The sequence below is a fragment of the Janthinobacterium sp. PLB04 genome (genome assembly GCF_021165895.1).
In the GTDB taxonomy this organism is placed as follows: Bacteria; Pseudomonadota; Gammaproteobacteria; order Burkholderiales; family Burkholderiaceae_D; genus Janthinobacterium; species Janthinobacterium lividum.
Map to the genome: position 1 here is coordinate 1,290,619 of NZ_CP088968.1, position 16,247 is coordinate 1,306,865.

Sequence of the window (16,247 nt, forward strand, 5' to 3'; positions counted from 1 at the left end):
GCCCGGCAGGACAGGTTTTTTGGCAGCATCGCAGGTACACACACATAACTTTATTTTATATTTAACCGCAGTTTTCAATCTCCAGTTCTCCTACCAATATGAGGCCTGGCGCTTGGAAACCGCATCTGATAGGAGCACATCATGGAGTTCGATATGGTCGATAACACAGCTTTAGGTACCGTCATCAAGGTCGTCGGCGTCGGCGGTGCGGGTGGCAATGCAGTCCAACACATGATCAACAAAGGCATGTCGGGCGTGGAGTTCATTGCCGCCAACACCGACGCACAAGCCCTGTCGACATCGAAGGCCCACAACATCATCCAGATCGGCGATACCGGTCTGGGCGCCGGCATGAAGCCTGCCGTCGGCCGCCAGCTGGCGGAAGAATCGCGCGCGCGCATCGCCGATTCGCTGCGCGGCGCGCACATGGTCTTCATCGCTGCCGGCATGGGTGGCGGTACGGGCACGGGCGCCGCTCCTATCGTGGCCGAAGTGGCCAAGGAACTGGGCGCGCTGACGGTGGCCGTGGTCTCCAAGCCATTCTCGTACGAAGGCCAGAAGTGCATGGACATCGCCGACGAAGGCCTGGAGCAGCTGTCCCTGCACGTCGATTCGCTGATCATCATCCTGAACGAAAAGCTGGAAGAGATCTACGAAGATGAAAGCATGCTGGAATGGATGCAGCACGCCGATGATGTGCTCAACAACGCAGTGGCCGGCATTGCCGAGATCATCAACGTACCTGGCCATATCAACGTCGACTTCAACGACGTGAAAACCATCATGGGCGAGCAGGGCAAGGCCATGATGGGCACGGCGACGGCTTCCGGCGTCGACCGCGCGCGCATCGCCGCCGAACAGGCTGTCGCTTCGCCGCTGTTGGATGGTATCGACCTGTCCGGCGCGCGCGGCGTGCTGGTCAACGTCACGGCCAGCCGTGGCTTGAAAGGCAAGGAGATCAAGGAAGTCATGGCTGCCGTGCGCGCGTTTGCCGCGCCGGACGCGTCGATCGCGCAAGGTATCGCCTACGACGACGCCATGGGCGACGACATCCGCGTTACCGTGGTGGCCACGGGCCTGGGCCGTGCCAAGAAAAACATCCAGCTGGTACCGCAGCAAGTGCTGCGCACCGGTACCCACAACAGCCCGCTGACCCCGTCGGCTGCCATGGGTAGCGCGCAAGCGGCGACGACGACGGTTGGCGTGGCCACGCCGGCAGCCGGTTTCGACGGCATGAAGGCGCCGGCGGTATGGCGTCGCGAATCGGCTTCCGAGCAAGTGCGCGCGATGGAAAAGAATGGCATGGAGACGTATGACATCCCTGCCTTCCTGCGCAAACAGGCCGACTAATCACAGTGAAAAAAGCCCATGGCGGTGTTGCGTAGCCTTGCCGTACAGTCGTACTGTCTTCGGCCATGCGCCTTGCCCTGCGCATTTTTCATGTGATTAGGTGAGCGGAGGTGATCTGATGTCAGCAAACATGACGGCGGCCTGAGGGCCGCCGTTTTTTTTGCCGGTTTTTGATTTTTGACTTTGCCTTTCCGGCCATTTTCTGCACAAATACGGCAAGTCAGGCATACTATCGCGCTGAGCCAGCATCATGCTAGCCGAACCAGAATACACGCGTTTTCCGCCCGGCCGGGCGGCGAGCGTTTTCCACCGACAGCACACAAGGAGTCAACATGACCATCAAGATCGGCGACACCCTGCCAGAAGGCACCCTGGCCGAATTCATCGAAAGCGAAACCGAAGGTTGCGCACTGGGCCCGAACACGTTCAACGTGCAAGACTTGGTCAAGGGCAAGAAGATCGCCATCTTCGGCCTGCCAGGCGCGTACACCCCGACCTGCTCCGCACAGCACGTGCCAGGCTACGTCAAGCACGCTGCCGACCTGAAAGCCAAGGGCGTCGATGAAATCTGGTGCATCTCCGTCAACGACGCGTTCGTGATGGGTGCCTGGGGCCGTGACCAGAAAGCCACCGGCGTGGTGCGCATGATGGCTGACGGCAACGCCGCCTACAGCAAGGCCCTGGGCCTGGACGCCGATTTTTCCAAGCATGGCATGGGTACGCGCTCGCAGCGCTACTCGCTGCTGGTCGACAATGGCGTCGTGACGCAATTGAACATCGAGCAGGGCGGCAAGTTTGAAGTGTCGAATGCCGAGACGCTGCTGGGCCAGCTGGCTTAAGCGCTTCCTGTTCGCATGAAAACGGCGCCATCGGCGCCGTTTTTACGTTTACTGTACTGAGGGTTTCGTCGCCTCAAACATGGCCGCATCGATGCTGAACGAATAATCCTCCTGCAGCGCGAAATACCGGCGCGCTTCCTCGGGCGCGCCATCGAACAGGTTGCGGATGGCCGCCACTCTTTCGATCGGCGTGCGCATGCGCGCCACCCACTCGTCGAACTGCATCGTCAGTTTCCACACGCTGCGCAAGCTGTGCGTAAAGCCCGCGTTATCGAACTTGGCGCCCCATTCGCAGGTGCGGTAGTCGCGCACGTGCGAAGCGTCGCGCAGCATTTCCACCGCCTGCAGCGTGCTGTCGTACAGGGCCGTTTTCGGCGCGACGATGTCGACCACTAATAAGGTGCCGTTCGGGCGCAGCACGCGCCACGCTTCGGCCAGGGCTCCCGCCACATCGTTCCAGTGATGCGCGGAAAAGCGCGTGACGACCATGTCGAAGCTGGCGTCGGCAAACGGCAGGCGGGCCACATCGCCCTGCTGCGTGCTGATGTTGTGCAAGCCGCGCTGCGCCCTGGCGTGGTCGACCACGTCGAGCATGGGCTGCGCCAGATCGTAGGCGACGACGGAAGCTGCCACGGGGGCGACGGCAAAGCTGGCATGGCCTGCGCCGCAGCCCAGGTCCAGGACGACGGGCTTGCCGTGGCGGCGCGCGCATTCCTGCATCAGCACCAGGTCGGCGCCTTGCGCATGTACGGCGCTGCTCAGGTAGGCATTCGCCGTCTTGCCAAACTGTTCGGTAACGACATCGTGCTGCTGCATGGTTTTCTCCTGTGGATGGGTGAGTTCCTGCAGAATAGGGATAAAATTATCATGTAACAAGACCATAAGTTATACTGGTATATCTACTACCATGCACCGCTGTCATGTCGAACAAACTTGCTGAATTCATCCGCGCCCGGCGCGAAGCCGTCACCCCCGCCATGGCTGGCTTGCCCGGCGGCGGGCGCCGGCGCACGCCGGGCTTGCGGCGCGAAGAGCTGGCACAGCTGTGCGATGTCAGTCCCACCTGGCTGACGTGGCTGGAGCAGGGGCGGCCCGTGTCGGCATCGGCCAGGATGCTGGCCCGCCTGGCGCAGGTGCTGCAGCTGAGCACGGCCGAGCGCGCCTATCTGTTCGAGGTGGCCGACAAGCATGACCCCAGCCACGGGACAGGCGAGGGCAGTGGTCCTGCGGCCGCCGAGCTGGCGGCCATCGTTGCCGCCATCGACGCGCCCGCGTACATCCTCGACCGCGCATGGAATGCCGTGGCGTGGAACGGGGCGGCATCCACCTTGTTTGCCGGCTGGCTGCATGACGATGCATCCGCACCGAACCAGTTGCGCTTCATGTTCCTGGACGCGGGGGCGCGCGACCTGGTCATCGGCTGGCCCGAACGGGCGCAGCGCCTGGTGGCGGAGTTCCGCGCCGATATCGGCCGGCAGGCGGACCAGGCGCCGCTGGCCGGCCTGATCGCGGAACTGGCTGACGCCAGCTTTGAATTTCGCCTATGGTGGGGCGCGCAGCAGGTGCAGGGCCGCGATGGCGGCTTGCGCCAGTTCCAGCATGCGCAACAGGGACTGCTTGCGTTCAATCAGGTGACCCTGCACCTGGCGCGCCAGCATGAACTGAAACTGGTGATGCTGTTGCCTGTGTCATAAGGTAAAACGGCCGCGCTTGTTATAATCTGGCTGACCGCCTGGCCCTGCCTTTCCAGACCATGCTGTCCTGGCTCCGGCCGTCGCCATGATGACGGTCCCGCTCTTTTGCCAGGAGTCTGTCCTGATACCCCGCAATCAAAACCTGCGCAGCATCTATGTGATGCTGATCGCCGTCGCCATGTTTTCCCTGATGGACACGGCTATGAAGCTGTTGTCCGCCCATTATCCTCCCATGCAGGTGACGGCCTTGCGCGCCCTGTCGTCGTTGCCGCTCGTCTGTCTGTACCTGCTGTACCGCGGCGCCTTCAAGAACGTGCTGAAGGTGCGCTGGCCGCTGCACTTGCTGCGCGGCGCCCTGGGCGTGCTGATGATCACCCTGTTCGCCTACGGCTTGAAGCGCATGTCGCTGGCCGAGACATATGCGCTGTTCTTTGTTGCCCCCTTGTTCATCACCGTCCTGTCGGTGTTTATCCTCAAGGAAAAAGTCGACTTCGCGCGCTGGTGCGCCATCGCCGTGGGCCTGCTGGGCGTGCTGGTGGCGCTGCGCCCCGACGGTTCGGGATTCTTTTCGCTGGCCGGGCTGGCCGTGCTGGGCTCGGCCGCCTGTTACGCTATTTCCGCTGTGACGGGACGCATCCTGAGCCGCACGGACGCCAGCGAAAGCATGGTCTTCTGGCTGATGGTGATGATGGCCCTCGGCGGCGTGGCCCTGTCGGCGCATGAGTGGGTGAGTATCCGCCGCGAAGACTGGTGGCTGCTGGCAGGCTTGTCACTGAGTGGCTTCCTGGGCCAGCTGGCCATCACGGAAGCATTTCGCCATGGCAAGGCGTCCAGCGTGGCGCCGTTCGAATACTCGGCCCTGGCATGGGGCATGGCCCTGGATTGGATGCTGTGGCGTGCCTTGCCCGACGAATACACCCTGATCGGCGCGGCCATCATCATCGGCAGCGGCATTTATCTGGTGCGCCGCGAAGCCGTGCATGCGGAAAGCGAACATCCGTGATGAGCCGTTGTGGTATTTCTGGCGTGGGCCATGCCGCGCCGCAACGAAAATCCGGCAAATAGATATAATCGACAGATGTTAAAACAACGCACTATCAAACAACAGGTCCGCACCATCGGTGTCGGTTTGCACTCTGGCACCAAGGTCGAGCTGATCTTGCGTCCTGCCGCGATCGATACGGGCATCGTGTTTCGCCGCATCGACCTCGATCCCATCGTCGAGTTTCCCGCCAGCGCCATGGCCGTGGGCGATACGCGCATGGCTTCCGTGCTGATCAAGGATGGCGCCAGGGTTTCCACCGTGGAACATCTGATGTCGGCGGCGGCCGGCTTGGGTGTCGACAATATGTACATCGACGTGAATGCGGAAGAAATTCCCATCATGGACGGTTCCGCCTCGTCCTTCGTCTACCTGCTGCAGCAGGCGGGCGTGGAAGAGCAGCAGGCGCCAAAGAAATTCATCAAGGTCATCAAGCCGGTGGAAGTGCGTCACGGCAAGGGCGACGCCGAGAAATGGGCGCGCTTGTCGCCGTACGATGGCTTCAAGCTCGATTTCTTCATCGAATTCAACCATCCTGCCGTCGATGGCACGATGCAGCGCGCTTCCGTGGATTTTGGCGACGTGTCGTATGTGCACGACGTGGCGCGCGCGCGCACCTTCGGTTTCATGCAGGACGTGGAAAGCTTGCGCGGCATGGGCCTGGCCCGTGGCGGTTCGCTGGAAAACGCCATCGTCATGGACGAGTACCGCATCCTCAACGCCGATGGCTTGCGCTATGAAGACGAGTTCGTGCGCCACAAGATCCTCGACGCCATCGGCGACCTGTACCTGGTGGGCCATCCCCTGCTCGCGTACTACACGGCGCACAAGTCGGGCCACGCGCTGAACAACCAGCTGCTGCTGGCGCTGCTGGAACAGCCGGAATCCTATGAAATCGTGTCGTTCGCTACGAACGAGGCGGCGCCGCAATCCTACCTGCGCCAGATGGAACGCGAGTGGTCCTTGACCTGATCTGAGCGACACCTCATTAAACCTACTGCGCGTCGGTATAGGCGGCCTGCGATGCTCACCGTACTTTCGTACGGTTGCGCTTCTTAGCCACCTCTCCCTTCCGCTCGCTACGGTTTTCTGAGGTGTCAAAATGTCGTCGGACAGTCTTAATCTTTAGGTTCGCGGTGGTGGCGCACTAAACTGCGCAGCGCCGCGATCAATTGCTCGTTCTGTTTCGACGCGGGCAGGGCCGTGCTCAGCTCTTCCAGGGCCGACATGGCTTTTTCCGGCAAGACCAGCGCCCGCGTATGCACGATGGGCGCGATGCTCTTGATGACTTGCACTTTCAGCTTGATGCCTGAAATCTGCCAGCCCTTTCTTTCCAGTTCCCCTTGCAGTTTCGGCAATTGCTGCTTGAGCTTGGCCGCCAGCGCCGCGTTCGGCGTGGCCAGCACGAGCTGACCGCCCTCGAATTGCAGGATGTCGCAATGCTCGAACATGGCCGGCAAGGCCTTGGCGCAATCTTTTTGCAGGGCGGCCAGGCGCGTGACGGTGGGCATCAGGGAGGCCATCGTCGCGTTGCCGCGCAGAAAATCGGTTGCGCCCGTGACGGCCGGGCCCGAACGGGCAAAGCCGTAGCCGCGGCGCGGTGCCGGAGAATAAGTGGGAGTTCGCATGGCCGAAACATAGCACACTCGCCCGCGCATGACGAGTGCGGCGGCGGGTGCGGCGCAGGCGAGCGGGCCGTATTGCCTTACAGTATGGAAAATGTCCGCAATTTCTGCCATTTGTTTGTCATTAAGCTATTGTTATATGGCGCATTACCCCAACCATGTCGGGAACGCATGATAAAATCATCGTCTTTTGCCATAGTCGAACTCCGTGCGGTGACGCGATTACTACCTCGTTGTTCCCTACCGAGCTTTTTTTAACGGCGTTTTTTCAAGAATTCAAGCATGTCATTACTGACCCAGATTTTCGGTAGCCGCAACCAGCGGCTGCTCAAGCAATACCAAAAAACGGTACGCGAGATCAATGCGCTCGAGCCGGCCATCGAAAAGCTGTCGGATGCCGAGCTGCAAGCGAAGACGCCTGCCTTCAAGGAACGCATCGCCGCTGGCGAATCGCTCGATGCCTTGTTGCCGGAAGCATTTGCCGTCTGCCGCGAGGCCAGCAAGCGCGTCCTGCGCATGCGCCATTTCGATGTGCAGATGATCGGCGGCATGGTCTTGCATTTCGGTAAGATCGCGGAGATGGGCACGGGCGAGGGCAAGACCCTGATGGCAACCTTGCCAGCCTACCTGAATGCCTTGTCGGGCAAGGGCGTGCATATCGTCACCGTCAATGATTACCTGGCGCAGCGCGATGCCGAGACCATGGGCCGCCTGTATGCCTGGCTGGGCCTGTCGACGGGCGTGAACATGTCGCAGATGGAGCACAGCGCCAAGCAGCAGGCGTACAACTCCGACATCACGTATGGCACCAACAATGAATTCGGTTTCGACTTCTTGCGCGACAACATGGTCTACGAAGCGCGCGAGCGCGTGCAGCGCAGCCTGAACTTCGGCATCGTCGATGAAGTCGACTCGATCCTGATCGATGAAGCGCGTACGCCGCTGATCATTTCGGGCCAGGCCGAGAACCATACGGACCTGTATCACAAGATCAATGAAGTGCCTGCGCGCCTGACTTTGCAGATCGGCGAAGAAACGCCGGACGGCAAGGGCAAGGTTGACGTGCCGGGCGACTATACCAAGGATGAAAAAGCGCACCAGGTGCTGCTGACGGAAGCCGGCCACGAAAAGGCGGAAGGCATCCTGATGGAGATGGGCCTGCTGCCGGAAGGCGCTTCGCTGTACGATTCGGCCAACATCACCCTCGTGCACCACCTGTATGCGGCCCTGCGCGCGCATGCGCTGTACTTCAAGGATCAGCACTATGTGGTGCAGAACAATGAAGTGGTGATCGTCGATGAATTCACGGGCCGTCTGATGACGGGCCGCCGCTGGTCCGATGGCTTGCACCAGGCCGTCGAAGCGAAAGAAGGCGTCAAGATCCAGAACGAGAACCAGACCCTGGCCTCGATCACCTTCCAGAACTACTTCCGCATGTACGCCAAGCTGGCCGGCATGACCGGCACGGCCGATACCGAAGCATACGAATTCCAGGAAATCTACGGCCTGGAAACAGTCGTGATCCCGCAAAACCGTCCGCTGCAGCGCAAGGACCGCCAGGATCAGGTCTACAAATCGTCGGCGGAAAAATACAACGCGATGTTGAACGACATCCGCGACTGCTATGAGCGCGGCCAGCCCGTGCTGGTGGGTACCACCTCGATCGAGAACTCGGAACTGCTGTCGGGCATCCTGACCAAGGCCGGTTTGCCGCACAACGTGCTGAACGCGAAGCAGCATGCCCGCGAAGCGGAAATCATCGCCCAGGCAGGCCGTCCGAAAGCCATCACCATCGCCACCAACATGGCCGGTCGCGGTACCGATATCGTGTTGGGCGGTAACGTCGAAAACCAGATCAAGTTCATCGAAGCCAATGCTGAACTGAGCGACGCCGACAAGGCAGCCCAGTCGCAGACCTTGCGCGATGAATGGCAGTCACTGCACGACCACGTGGTCAATGCGGGCGGCTTGCACATCATCGGCACCGAACGCCACGAATCGCGCCGCGTCGACAATCAGCTGCGTGGCCGTGCCGGCCGCCAGGGCGATCCGGGTTCGTCGCGCTTCTACCTGTCGCTCGACGACGCGCTGCTGCGCATCTTCGCCGGCGACCGCGTGCGCGCCGTGATGGACCGTTTGAAAATGCCGGAAGGCGAACCGATCGAGGCAGGCATCGTCTCGCGTTCGATCGAATCGGCCCAGCGCAAGGTGGAAGCGCGCAACTTCGACATCCGCAAGCAATTGCTGGAATACGATGACGTCGCCAACGACCAGCGCAAGGTCATCTACCAGCAGCGTAACGAGCTGCTGGAAACGACCGATATTTCCGACATGATCGCTTCCTTGCGTCACGGCGTGTTCACCGACCTCGTGCACGAGTACGTGCCGCACGAATCGGTGGAAGAGCAGTGGGATATCAAGGGCCTGGAAAACACCCTGGCCGGCGAATGGCAGCTCGACCTGCCGCTGCAGCAGATGCTGGAAGCCGATTCGACACTGACGGACGACGAGATCCTGGAAAAAGTGCTGGCCGCGGCCGATGCCGTGTACCAGTCGAAGATCGATATCGTCGGCAAGGAATCGTTTGGCGGCTTCGAACGCAATGTCATGCTGCAAAGCGTGGACAGCCACTGGCGCGAACACCTGGCGGCGCTCGATCACCTGCGCCAGGGTATTCACCTGCGCGGTTATGCGCAGAAGAACCCGAAACAGGAATACAAGCGCGAAGCGTTTGAACTGTTTGGCCAGATGCTCGACATGATCAAGAACGACGTCACGAAACACGTGATGACGGTACGCATCCAGTCGCGCGAAGAAGTCGATGCAGCCGAACAGGCAATGCAGCAGTCGCACGTGGAAAACGTGCACTACCAGCACGCTGAATTCGACCCGAACGCTGCGCCGGAAGAGCTGCTGGCGCCTGTGGCCGGCGGCAACATGGACAACGTCGACGACATGAGCGTGAGCATGGGCGTCAAGGTTGGCCGTAACGACCCATGCCCTTGCGGCAGCGGCAAGAAGTACAAGGCTTGCCACGGCAAGCTGGCGTAAAGCCGGTTTGACAGCTTGAACAAGAACGGAGACCACGGTCTCCGTTTTTTTATGTCCGGAATGTCTTGCGCGGTTCCGGCTCAGGGAAAGGCCCAGTATTGCGGCGCCTGCGAGGGAATGCCCTTCAAGCCGCCGCGATTTTTTGCCCGTTGCCCCGTCTTGATCATGGTGGCGATATCGGTCAGCAGGACGCGGTTGCTGGCGAAGTAGTCGTGCCCCATGAAGTTCATGATGACGGCCGAGGCATCGACGAGCTCCATGCCGGGGATGCTGACGACGGGGCCGCGGATGTCGCCTATCCTGTCCCAGTCGGCAAAATTGTAGGAAGCGCGGATGGCCTTGTCGTTCGCGGAAGCGTACAGGGTGGCGGAGAGCTTGAGGCTGGCAAAACGGGGGGCGATCTGGTCGCGGAAGACATCGGCATTGATGTCAGGCGCTGCCAGCACCACCTGCTTGAACAGGGGCAGCAGTTCGGGGCGTTTTTCCAGCAGGTTGGCCAGGGCCACGGTCATCGGGCGGTTGCCCATGCTGTGGGCGATGAGGTAGATATCGGTGGCCGAGGAGTATTCCGCGAAATCGGCCAGGAATGCCTGCAGGTGCGCCTGCGTCCATTCGGCGGAATTCTGGTCGAATTCATAGCCGGCCAGGGTGCCTTTCGATGGCCAGCTGTAGAACACGGGCAGGGCGCCTATATCGAGGTCGACCGCCATCTGCGCCGTGCGCCGCGCGGCGTCGTCAAAGGAGTTGCTGTAGCCATGGATGTAGATGAAGGCGGCGTGCCGTTCCGGGGCGGCCTGTATCCTGGTCTTGACGGTGGCGAGAAAATCCGCGCGCGACAGGCGCGTGGCTTCCTTGATCAGCACATATTTTTGCGCATTGTCGCTGGCCAGGATGGCGTACCAGGGCGGCAACGGCAGTTCGCCCGGCGCTCTTTTTTCCGGGATGCTGACGAGGACGCTGCCGTAGCTCAGGTGGGGCGCGGCGCGGTTGGGCTGCCAGCCATAGCTGCGGCTGCTGGCCTGGTATTGCCTGTCGGTGGCGTAGTACACGGTGACGTGCACGGCGCCGGCCGGCGGTGGATCGTTGCCAGGCTTGGCCATGCCGCTACTGCCCGTGAGCATGCCGCTGCTGCCGGCCAGGTTACCCAGGTTGCCGACCAAGCCGCCGATGCCTGACCATGAGCTGCTCCATGGAAAGGTTGGCGGTGGCCGTCGCACCCCGGTCGTGGGTGGAAATTCTGCGGCTGGCGGCGTTTCAGCGGCCGGCGGCGCTGTGGATGCCAGATCGGTGGCGCGGCCGATGGCATGATCGGCCGCTTCACCTGGCAGCGTACAGGCCGTCAACGAGGCCAGCAGGCAAAACAGGAAGCATAAACACCATAGACGTAACGGGCGTGCCGAGCCTGAATCGCTGCGATGCATGCGGTAGGGTTTTCCGTGCGCCATGACATCCCCTCCCCGGGCGCTTGTGCGAGACGCGTGATCGTCGGTTCTTACACCTTAGCGCCGCCAGGCGCCGGCGTTCTGATAAATCGCAAGCCTGGTCATGTTGCCGACCTGCTTCGCGACTGCCCTGGCCGGCGCGACGATTCCCTTGCCGCATGTTCACCCGAGCCGCGAAGGCGCTACAATAGCGCTTCCATTTTCCCTCGCAGAAGAAATCACCATGGCCGTCAATTCTCCCAAGCCCGTCGCCGCCGACTTGAAAGCCGTCGCCGGCATTGAAATCGGTGTTGCCGAAGCCGGCATCAAGAAACCCAACCGCAAGGATTTGCTGGTATTGAAACTGGCGCCGACGGCCACCGTGGCTGGCGTGTTCACCTTGAACCGCTTCTGCGCCGCGCCCGTGCAAATCTCGAAAGCCAACCTGGCCGCCGTGACGGCTGGCGCCGCGCCGATCCGCGCGCTGCTGGTCAACACGGGCAACGCGAATGCGGGCACGGGCGAATCGGGCCTGGCCGACGCGCAGGCCAGCTGCGCCGCACTGGCCGAGCTGCTGGGCTGCACGCCGCAGCAAATCCTGCCGTTTTCCACCGGCGTGATCCTCGAACCCTTGCCTGTACAGCGCCTGGTCGCCGGCTTGCCGCAAGCCGTGGCCGCGCTGACATCGGACAATTGGTTCTCGGCCGCCGAAGCCATCATGACGACCGACACGCAGCCGAAAGCCGGTTCGCGCACGGTCACCATCGGTGGCCACGCGGTCACCCTGACGGGCATCAGCAAGGGCGCCGGCATGATCAAGCCGAACATGGCCACCATGCTGGGTTTTCTCGCGTTTGACGCCACCGTGGCGCAACCGGTGCTGGACCAGCTGGTGAAACAGGCGGCCGACAAATCGTTCAACTGCATCACCATTGACGGCGACACGTCCACCAATGACTCGTTCATGCTGGTCGCCACGGGCGCCGGCAGCCTGGTGATCGATTCGATCGATTCGCCGCACTATGCTGAACTGGCCGCTGCCGTGACCGAACTGTCTACTTTTCTCGCGCAAGCCATCGTGCGCGACGGCGAAGGCGCCACCAAGTTCATGACCGTGACCGTGGAAGACGGCCGCAACGTGGAAGAATGCCGCAAGATCGCCTATTCCATCGCCCATTCGCCGCTGGTGAAAACGGCCTTCTTCGCCTCCGATCCGAACCTGGGCCGCATCCTGGCCGCCATCGGCTACGCGGGCGTGGACGACTTGGACGTGGGCCAATTGAACCTGTACCTGGACGACGTGTGGGTGGCCAAGAATGGCGGCCGCAACCCGGACTACCAGGAGCAGGATGGCCAGCGCGTGATGCAGCAAAGTGAAATCACCATCCGCGTCAAGCTGGCGCGCGGCGACGCCACGGCCACCCTGTGGACGTGCGACCTGTCGCATGATTACGTGTCGATCAACGCCGACTACCGCTCATGACCAGCCTCGATCAATTCCTGATCCGCGCCGAGCGGGTGCTGGCGCGCCTCGAGTCGATCTTGCCGCCGGCCTTGCCGGCCACCGACTGGAACAGCTTTGCCTTCCGCTGGCGCCGGCGCCAGGGCGCGGCCAGCCATCTGCAGGCCGTGGCCCATGTGTCGAACATTGCTCTGGATGACTTGCACAATATCGGCACGCAAAAGGCGCAGATCGAGCAGAACACGCGCCAGTTCGTGGCCAGCCGTCCGGCCAACAACGTGCTGCTGACGGGCGCGCGCGGCACGGGCAAGTCCTCGCTGATCAAAGCTTGTCTGAACCAGTTCGCCGAGCAGGGCCTGCGCCTGATCGAAGTGGACAAGGCGGACCTGGCCGACCTGCCCGACATCGTCGACCTGGTGGCGGCGCGCCCCGAGCGCTTCATCATCTTTTGCGACGACCTGTCGTTCGAAGAGGGCGAGAGCGGCTACAAGGCGCTGAAAGTGGCGCTCGACGGCAGCATCGCCGCGCAATCGGACAATGTGCTGATCTACGCCACCTCGAACCGCCGTCACCTGATGCCGGAACGGATGTCGGACAACACCAGCTACAAGACGGACGACGATGGCGACCTGCATCCGGGCGAGACGGTGGAAGAGAAAATCTCGCTGTCCGAGCGTTTCGGCCTGTGGCTGTCGTTCTACCCGTTCAAGCAGGACGATTACCTCGATATCACGGCGCACTGGCTCGCTTCGTTCGGCTGCACGCCGGAACAGATCGCCGCGGCGCGCGGCGACGCCCTGCGCTGGGCATTGCAGCGCGGTTCCCGTTCAGGCCGGGTGGCGTGGCAATTCGCGCGCGACTATGCTGGGAAACTACCTGCGGGAAAGTTGCAGCAATGAGTGATATGAAAGTGACACCGGTGGACGTCGCCGTCGGTATCCTGATGAAGCCGAATGGCGACGTGCTGCTGGGCCAACGCCCGGCCGGCAAGCCGTATGACGGCTATTGGGAGTTTCCTGGCGGTAAAGTGGAACCGGGCGAAGCCATTTTTGACGCCTTGAAACGCGAGTTTGTCGAAGAATTGGGCTTGCATATCGATACTGCCGAAGCCTGGTGCGGCGTCGAATATGTGTATCCGCACGCCCATGTGCGCCTGCATTTCTATATCAGCCGTGAGTGGCGGGGCGAGCCGCAAAGCCTGGAAGGACAGGCGTTCGCCTGGCAAGGCACGGTCGGCGTGGAACCCTTGCTGCCGGCCACCATTCCCCTGCTGGAATGGCTCGATGAGGTACGCCGCGAATCCCTGGCGCCTGCCTGATCCCAACTTGTGCCAGCAGGCAGCAGCATGCTGCGTGCTGGCGCAAGCTTTCCTGTTACTTTCCTTGTATCGCGCGCGCTTTGCGCTACAGTGCTTTCATCACGCATTGGGGAGTCTCGCATGCCGCTGACACTGACCTTTACCGATACCGATGAATTGCTGATTGCCGCCTTGCACAAGCGTGCCCGCGCGCATGGACGCAGCATCGAGGACGAGCATCGCGACATCCTGCGCAGCGCCTTGCGGCCGCTGCCGAAGCGCCCGCTCGACGATATTCTGCGCGGCATGCCCGACGTGGGGCACGATGCGGACTTCGAGCGCCGCTCTTGAGCCATGCCCGCCTACCTGGTCGATACGGATGTGATTGTTGCAGGGCGCAAGGGCGGCGCTGCGCCGGCGGGCGTGCTCGATTTTTTTGAACAGGTGGCGCCGGAAATGCGCTATGTACCGGTGCAGGTGATTGCGCAACTGCGCGCAGGCATACAGCGCAGCTGGCGGCGCGAGGCGGCGCTGGAAGCACTGGCGCTGGAAGGCTGGCTGGAAGCCGTGCTGTCAGAATATGCGCCGCGGCTGCTGGAATTCGACCTTGATTGCGCGCTCGTGTGCGCGCGCCTGCATGCGCGCGGCCACGCGCACGGCGTCGATGGGCAGATCGCGGCGATGGGCATCGCCTATGGATTGACGGTGGTCAGTGGCAGACTCGACAGTTTCGCGGCGCAGGGACTGCGCCTGGAAAATCCGTTTAGTTGAGGCTTATTGCGGCTTGTTGTCTTCGTCCGCGAGGGGATCTTCGAACGGATCGGCGGCGGGGATCGTGTATTTTTCTTCGGCCCAGGCGCCCAGGTCGATCTGCTTGCAGCGTTCCGAGCAGAACGGGCGGTATTTGTTGGCTTCAGTCCATTCGACTTTGGCGGCACAGGTAGGGCAATTAACGACGGTCATGATGGGGCAAATAAGTAACAATTAAAAATTGCAGAGCGTGAGCTCGAACGGAACATCTTCTTCCAGCGGTTTGGGTTTCAAATCGCCACCCTGGGTGGTAAAGCGCACCCACAGCATATATTTGTTGGCGGAAATTTCTGGGATGGCGCCGCTGTTTTCATCCAGGCTCAGGCGCAGCATCTGGTACACCTTGCCTTGCAGCATTTGCTGGTAGCTGCCGCCATTGGCGATCAGTTTAACGGGTCCGCCGGAATCGCGCAGCAGGCGCAATACGAGGGCCAGCGCATCGAACAGGGGCGCCAGCGGGGCAAACCACGCGTGGATATCGGTAAGGCGCTGCTCGGAGCTGCGTTTTTGCCAGGCAAAGTAGGACGGCAAGTCGAATTCGCAGGCGCCGCCCGGAATGATGGTGCGGCCGCGGATACTCATCAGCCATTCATTGTCGCGGATATTCTGGCCCGTCTTGCCTTGCGCCGCCACCAGGGCGCCGCTGACGCTGTCGAGTTCGCCCAAGATGGCATCGAGGGTTTCCGGTTCCACATTTGGATTGCTGCGGTAGCCGAGCAGGCTTTGGCGCTGGCGCTCGAGTTCCTGCAGCAGGTCTGACTTCAGGTCGGCGCGGCCGGCCACTTCGAGCATGTCGAAAATAGTTGCCAAGGCAACATGATGCTGCATTGCATGCTCTTGCTGGATGAAGAACTTGAATTTGTCGTACAGGTCTTCCAGCCGCAACAAGGTACGTATGCGTTCGTTGAAAGGGTATTCGTAGACAATCAAAATAATTCCCTTAAGTAAGGACCTGCAAACAATCCCGTGATTTTGAACCAAGCGTCGACAAATTACAAACGTTGCGGCCCGATTCCGGCCATTCTTTTTGAAAATGCCAGATATAAATCGTGCAACTGGGCAATCTGCGGCGCCAGGGCGGCCAAATCGCCATTATTGTCGATCACATCGTCCGCCGCCGCCAGGCGCATGGCGCGCGTCGCCTGCGTGGCCATGATGGCTTTGACTTGTTCTTCCGACAAGCCATTGCGCGCCATCACGCGCGACACTTGCAGGCTTTCCAGGCAGTCGATGACGAGAACCCGGTTGACCCGCTCCACCCATCCGCCGGACTCGACGAGCAGGGGCACGGCAAAGATCACGTAGCTGCCTGTCGCTTCGGCGGCCGCCGCCAGGGTCGCCTGGCGGATGCGCGGATGCAGGATGGCTTCCAGTTTCGCCTTGGCGGCGGCATCGGAAAACACGAGGTTGCGCATTCTGGTGCGGTCGAGGGCGCCGCGCGCATCGGCGTAGTCGGGGCCAAATTCCGCCACCAGGGCTGGCATGGCTGCGCCATTTTGCGCCGTCAGGCTGTGCGCGATCTGGTCGGTATCGACGATGGAGGCGCCGTGCGCGGCGAACAGGTCGGCCACCGTGCTCTTGCCGCAACCGATGCCGCCGGTGAGACCCACGCTGAAATAAGGGACGTTTTGTCTTTGCATGTATTTATCCATAGGG

General features: G+C 61.5%; 17 protein-coding genes. 11 read left to right on the top strand and 6 right to left on the bottom strand.

What is annotated here, in order from left to right; all coding sequences use genetic code 11:
• Nucleotides 1-141: 141 nt before the first annotated feature.
• Together ftsZ and LSO07_RS05735 are read left to right on the top strand one after the other, a co-directional pair.
• Nucleotides 142-1,350: a cell division protein FtsZ gene (gene ftsZ / locus LSO07_RS05730; RefSeq protein WP_034784974.1), complete on the top strand. Its 1,209-nt coding sequence runs from the start codon at nucleotides 142-144 to the stop codon at nucleotides 1,348-1,350.
• Nucleotides 1,351-1,682: 332 nt separating this feature from the next.
• Nucleotides 1,683-2,189, top strand: coding sequence for a peroxiredoxin (locus LSO07_RS05735; protein ID WP_034784976.1), 507 nt, complete (start codon nucleotides 1,683-1,685; stop codon nucleotides 2,187-2,189).
• Between the two features lie 48 nt (nucleotides 2,190-2,237).
• Here the strand turns inward: LSO07_RS05735 and LSO07_RS05740 are convergent, their stop codons facing one another.
• Nucleotides 2,238-3,005 (bottom strand): class I SAM-dependent methyltransferase, encoded by a 768-nt coding sequence (locus LSO07_RS05740; RefSeq protein WP_151092736.1) that lies wholly within the window; start codon nucleotides 3,003-3,005, stop codon nucleotides 2,238-2,240.
• 104 nt (nucleotides 3,006-3,109) lie between these two features.
• Between LSO07_RS05740 and LSO07_RS05745 the strand changes: the two genes are divergently transcribed.
• From LSO07_RS05745 to lpxC, 3 genes are all read left to right on the top strand, one after another.
• Nucleotides 3,110-3,883, top strand: coding sequence for a helix-turn-helix transcriptional regulator (locus LSO07_RS05745; protein WP_151092738.1), 774 nt, complete (start codon nucleotides 3,110-3,112; stop codon nucleotides 3,881-3,883).
• Nucleotides 3,884-4,043: 160 nt separating this feature from the next.
• Nucleotides 4,044-4,886, top strand: coding sequence for a DMT family transporter (locus LSO07_RS05750; RefSeq protein ID WP_070258932.1), 843 nt, complete (start codon nucleotides 4,044-4,046; stop codon nucleotides 4,884-4,886).
• Nucleotides 4,887-4,961: 75 nt separating this feature from the next.
• Complete coding sequence (gene lpxC, locus LSO07_RS05755) at nucleotides 4,962-5,897, top strand: UDP-3-O-acyl-N-acetylglucosamine deacetylase (RefSeq protein ID WP_070258868.1); 936 nt, start codon at nucleotides 4,962-4,964, stop codon at nucleotides 5,895-5,897.
• Between the two features lie 146 nt (nucleotides 5,898-6,043).
• Here lpxC and LSO07_RS05760 read toward each other — a convergent pair whose 3' ends face one another.
• Nucleotides 6,044-6,553 carry a DciA family protein gene (locus LSO07_RS05760; RefSeq protein WP_034784985.1) on the bottom strand — a complete coding sequence of 170 codons (510 nt, stop codon included), beginning with the start codon at nucleotides 6,551-6,553 and terminating at the stop codon, nucleotides 6,044-6,046.
• A gap of 279 nt (nucleotides 6,554-6,832) precedes the next feature.
• On the opposite strand from LSO07_RS05760, the gene secA reads away from it, so the two are divergent.
• A complete protein-coding gene (gene secA, locus LSO07_RS05765) occupies nucleotides 6,833-9,601 on the top strand; it encodes a preprotein translocase subunit SecA (protein WP_151092740.1) in 2,769 nt (922 codons plus the stop codon).
• Nucleotides 9,602-9,681: 80 nt separating this feature from the next.
• Here secA and LSO07_RS05770 read toward each other — a convergent pair whose 3' ends face one another.
• Nucleotides 9,682-10,761: an alpha/beta hydrolase gene (locus LSO07_RS05770; protein ID WP_191909590.1), complete on the bottom strand. Its 1,080-nt coding sequence runs from the start codon at nucleotides 10,759-10,761 to the stop codon at nucleotides 9,682-9,684.
• A 505-nt stretch (nucleotides 10,762-11,266) separates the two neighbouring features.
• Here LSO07_RS05770 and argJ point away from each other — a divergent pair.
• The 5 genes from argJ (at nucleotide 11,267) to LSO07_RS05795 (ending at nucleotide 14,552) form a co-directional block, all read left to right on the top strand.
• Nucleotides 11,267-12,505, top strand: a complete 1,239-nt coding sequence (argJ, locus tag LSO07_RS05775) for a bifunctional glutamate N-acetyltransferase/amino-acid acetyltransferase ArgJ (protein ID WP_034784989.1) — start codon at nucleotides 11,267-11,269, stop codon at nucleotides 12,503-12,505.
• Nucleotides 12,502-13,383, top strand: coding sequence for an ATP-binding protein (locus LSO07_RS05780; RefSeq protein ID WP_151092744.1), 882 nt, complete (start codon nucleotides 12,502-12,504; stop codon nucleotides 13,381-13,383). The genes argJ and LSO07_RS05780 overlap by 4 nt, the downstream gene beginning before the upstream one ends.
• Nucleotides 13,380-13,802, top strand: coding sequence for an NUDIX domain-containing protein (locus LSO07_RS05785; protein ID WP_070258873.1), 423 nt, complete (start codon nucleotides 13,380-13,382; stop codon nucleotides 13,800-13,802). Before LSO07_RS05780 ends, LSO07_RS05785 begins: the two co-directional genes overlap by 4 nt.
• A gap of 120 nt (nucleotides 13,803-13,922) precedes the next feature.
• Nucleotides 13,923-14,132, top strand: a complete 210-nt coding sequence (locus LSO07_RS05790) for a FitA-like ribbon-helix-helix domain-containing protein (RefSeq protein ID WP_151092746.1) — start codon at nucleotides 13,923-13,925, stop codon at nucleotides 14,130-14,132.
• A gap of 3 nt (nucleotides 14,133-14,135) precedes the next feature.
• Entirely contained in the window at nucleotides 14,136-14,552 is a 417-nt protein-coding gene (locus LSO07_RS05795; RefSeq protein WP_151092748.1) for a type II toxin-antitoxin system VapC family toxin, read from the top strand.
• 3 nt (nucleotides 14,553-14,555) lie between these two features.
• On the opposite strand, the gene yacG is transcribed toward LSO07_RS05795, so the two are convergent.
• The 3 genes from yacG to coaE all read right to left on the bottom strand — a co-directional run bounded on the left by yacG (nucleotide 14,556) and on the right by coaE (nucleotide 16,231).
• The gene (gene yacG / locus LSO07_RS05800) at nucleotides 14,556-14,747 is read right to left on the bottom strand and encodes a DNA gyrase inhibitor YacG (RefSeq protein ID WP_034785391.1); all 192 of its coding nucleotides are present in this window, start codon (nucleotides 14,745-14,747) and stop codon (nucleotides 14,556-14,558) included.
• A gap of 18 nt (nucleotides 14,748-14,765) precedes the next feature.
• Nucleotides 14,766-15,521, bottom strand: a complete 756-nt coding sequence (gene zapD, locus LSO07_RS05805) for a cell division protein ZapD (protein ID WP_034748811.1) — start codon at nucleotides 15,519-15,521, stop codon at nucleotides 14,766-14,768.
• Nucleotides 15,522-15,583: 62 nt separating this feature from the next.
• Nucleotides 15,584-16,231, bottom strand: coding sequence for a dephospho-CoA kinase (coaE, locus tag LSO07_RS05810; RefSeq protein WP_151092750.1), 648 nt, complete (start codon nucleotides 16,229-16,231; stop codon nucleotides 15,584-15,586).
• Nucleotides 16,232-16,247 lie beyond the last annotated feature (16 nt).

Coding starts and splice junctions, on each gene's coding strand:
- LSO07_RS05745 (WP_151092738.1), top strand. CDS start 3,110: ATGTCGAACAAACTTGCTGAATTCATCCGCGCCCGGCGCGAAGCCGTC.
- lpxC (WP_070258868.1), top strand. CDS start 4,962: ATGTTAAAACAACGCACTATCAAACAACAGGTCCGCACCATCGGTGTC.
- LSO07_RS05790 (WP_151092746.1), top strand. CDS start 13,923: ATGCCGCTGACACTGACCTTTACCGATACCGATGAATTGCTGATTGCC.
- LSO07_RS05795 (WP_151092748.1), top strand. CDS start 14,136: ATGCCCGCCTACCTGGTCGATACGGATGTGATTGTTGCAGGGCGCAAG.
- LSO07_RS05740 (WP_151092736.1), bottom strand. CDS start 3,005: ATGCAGCAGCACGATGTCGTTACCGAACAGTTTGGCAAGACGGCGAAT.
- argJ (WP_034784989.1), top strand. CDS start 11,267: ATGGCCGTCAATTCTCCCAAGCCCGTCGCCGCCGACTTGAAAGCCGTC.
- LSO07_RS05760 (WP_034784985.1), bottom strand. CDS start 6,553: ATGCGAACTCCCACTTATTCTCCGGCACCGCGCCGCGGCTACGGCTTT.
- LSO07_RS05735 (WP_034784976.1), top strand. CDS start 1,683: ATGACCATCAAGATCGGCGACACCCTGCCAGAAGGCACCCTGGCCGAA.
- LSO07_RS05785 (WP_070258873.1), top strand. CDS start 13,380: ATGAGTGATATGAAAGTGACACCGGTGGACGTCGCCGTCGGTATCCTG.
- coaE (WP_151092750.1), bottom strand. CDS start 16,231: ATGCAAAGACAAAACGTCCCTTATTTCAGCGTGGGTCTCACCGGCGGC.
- LSO07_RS05780 (WP_151092744.1), top strand. CDS start 12,502: ATGACCAGCCTCGATCAATTCCTGATCCGCGCCGAGCGGGTGCTGGCG.
- LSO07_RS05750 (WP_070258932.1), top strand. CDS start 4,044: ATGCTGATCGCCGTCGCCATGTTTTCCCTGATGGACACGGCTATGAAG.
- secA (WP_151092740.1), top strand. CDS start 6,833: ATGTCATTACTGACCCAGATTTTCGGTAGCCGCAACCAGCGGCTGCTC.
- ftsZ (WP_034784974.1), top strand. CDS start 142: ATGGAGTTCGATATGGTCGATAACACAGCTTTAGGTACCGTCATCAAG.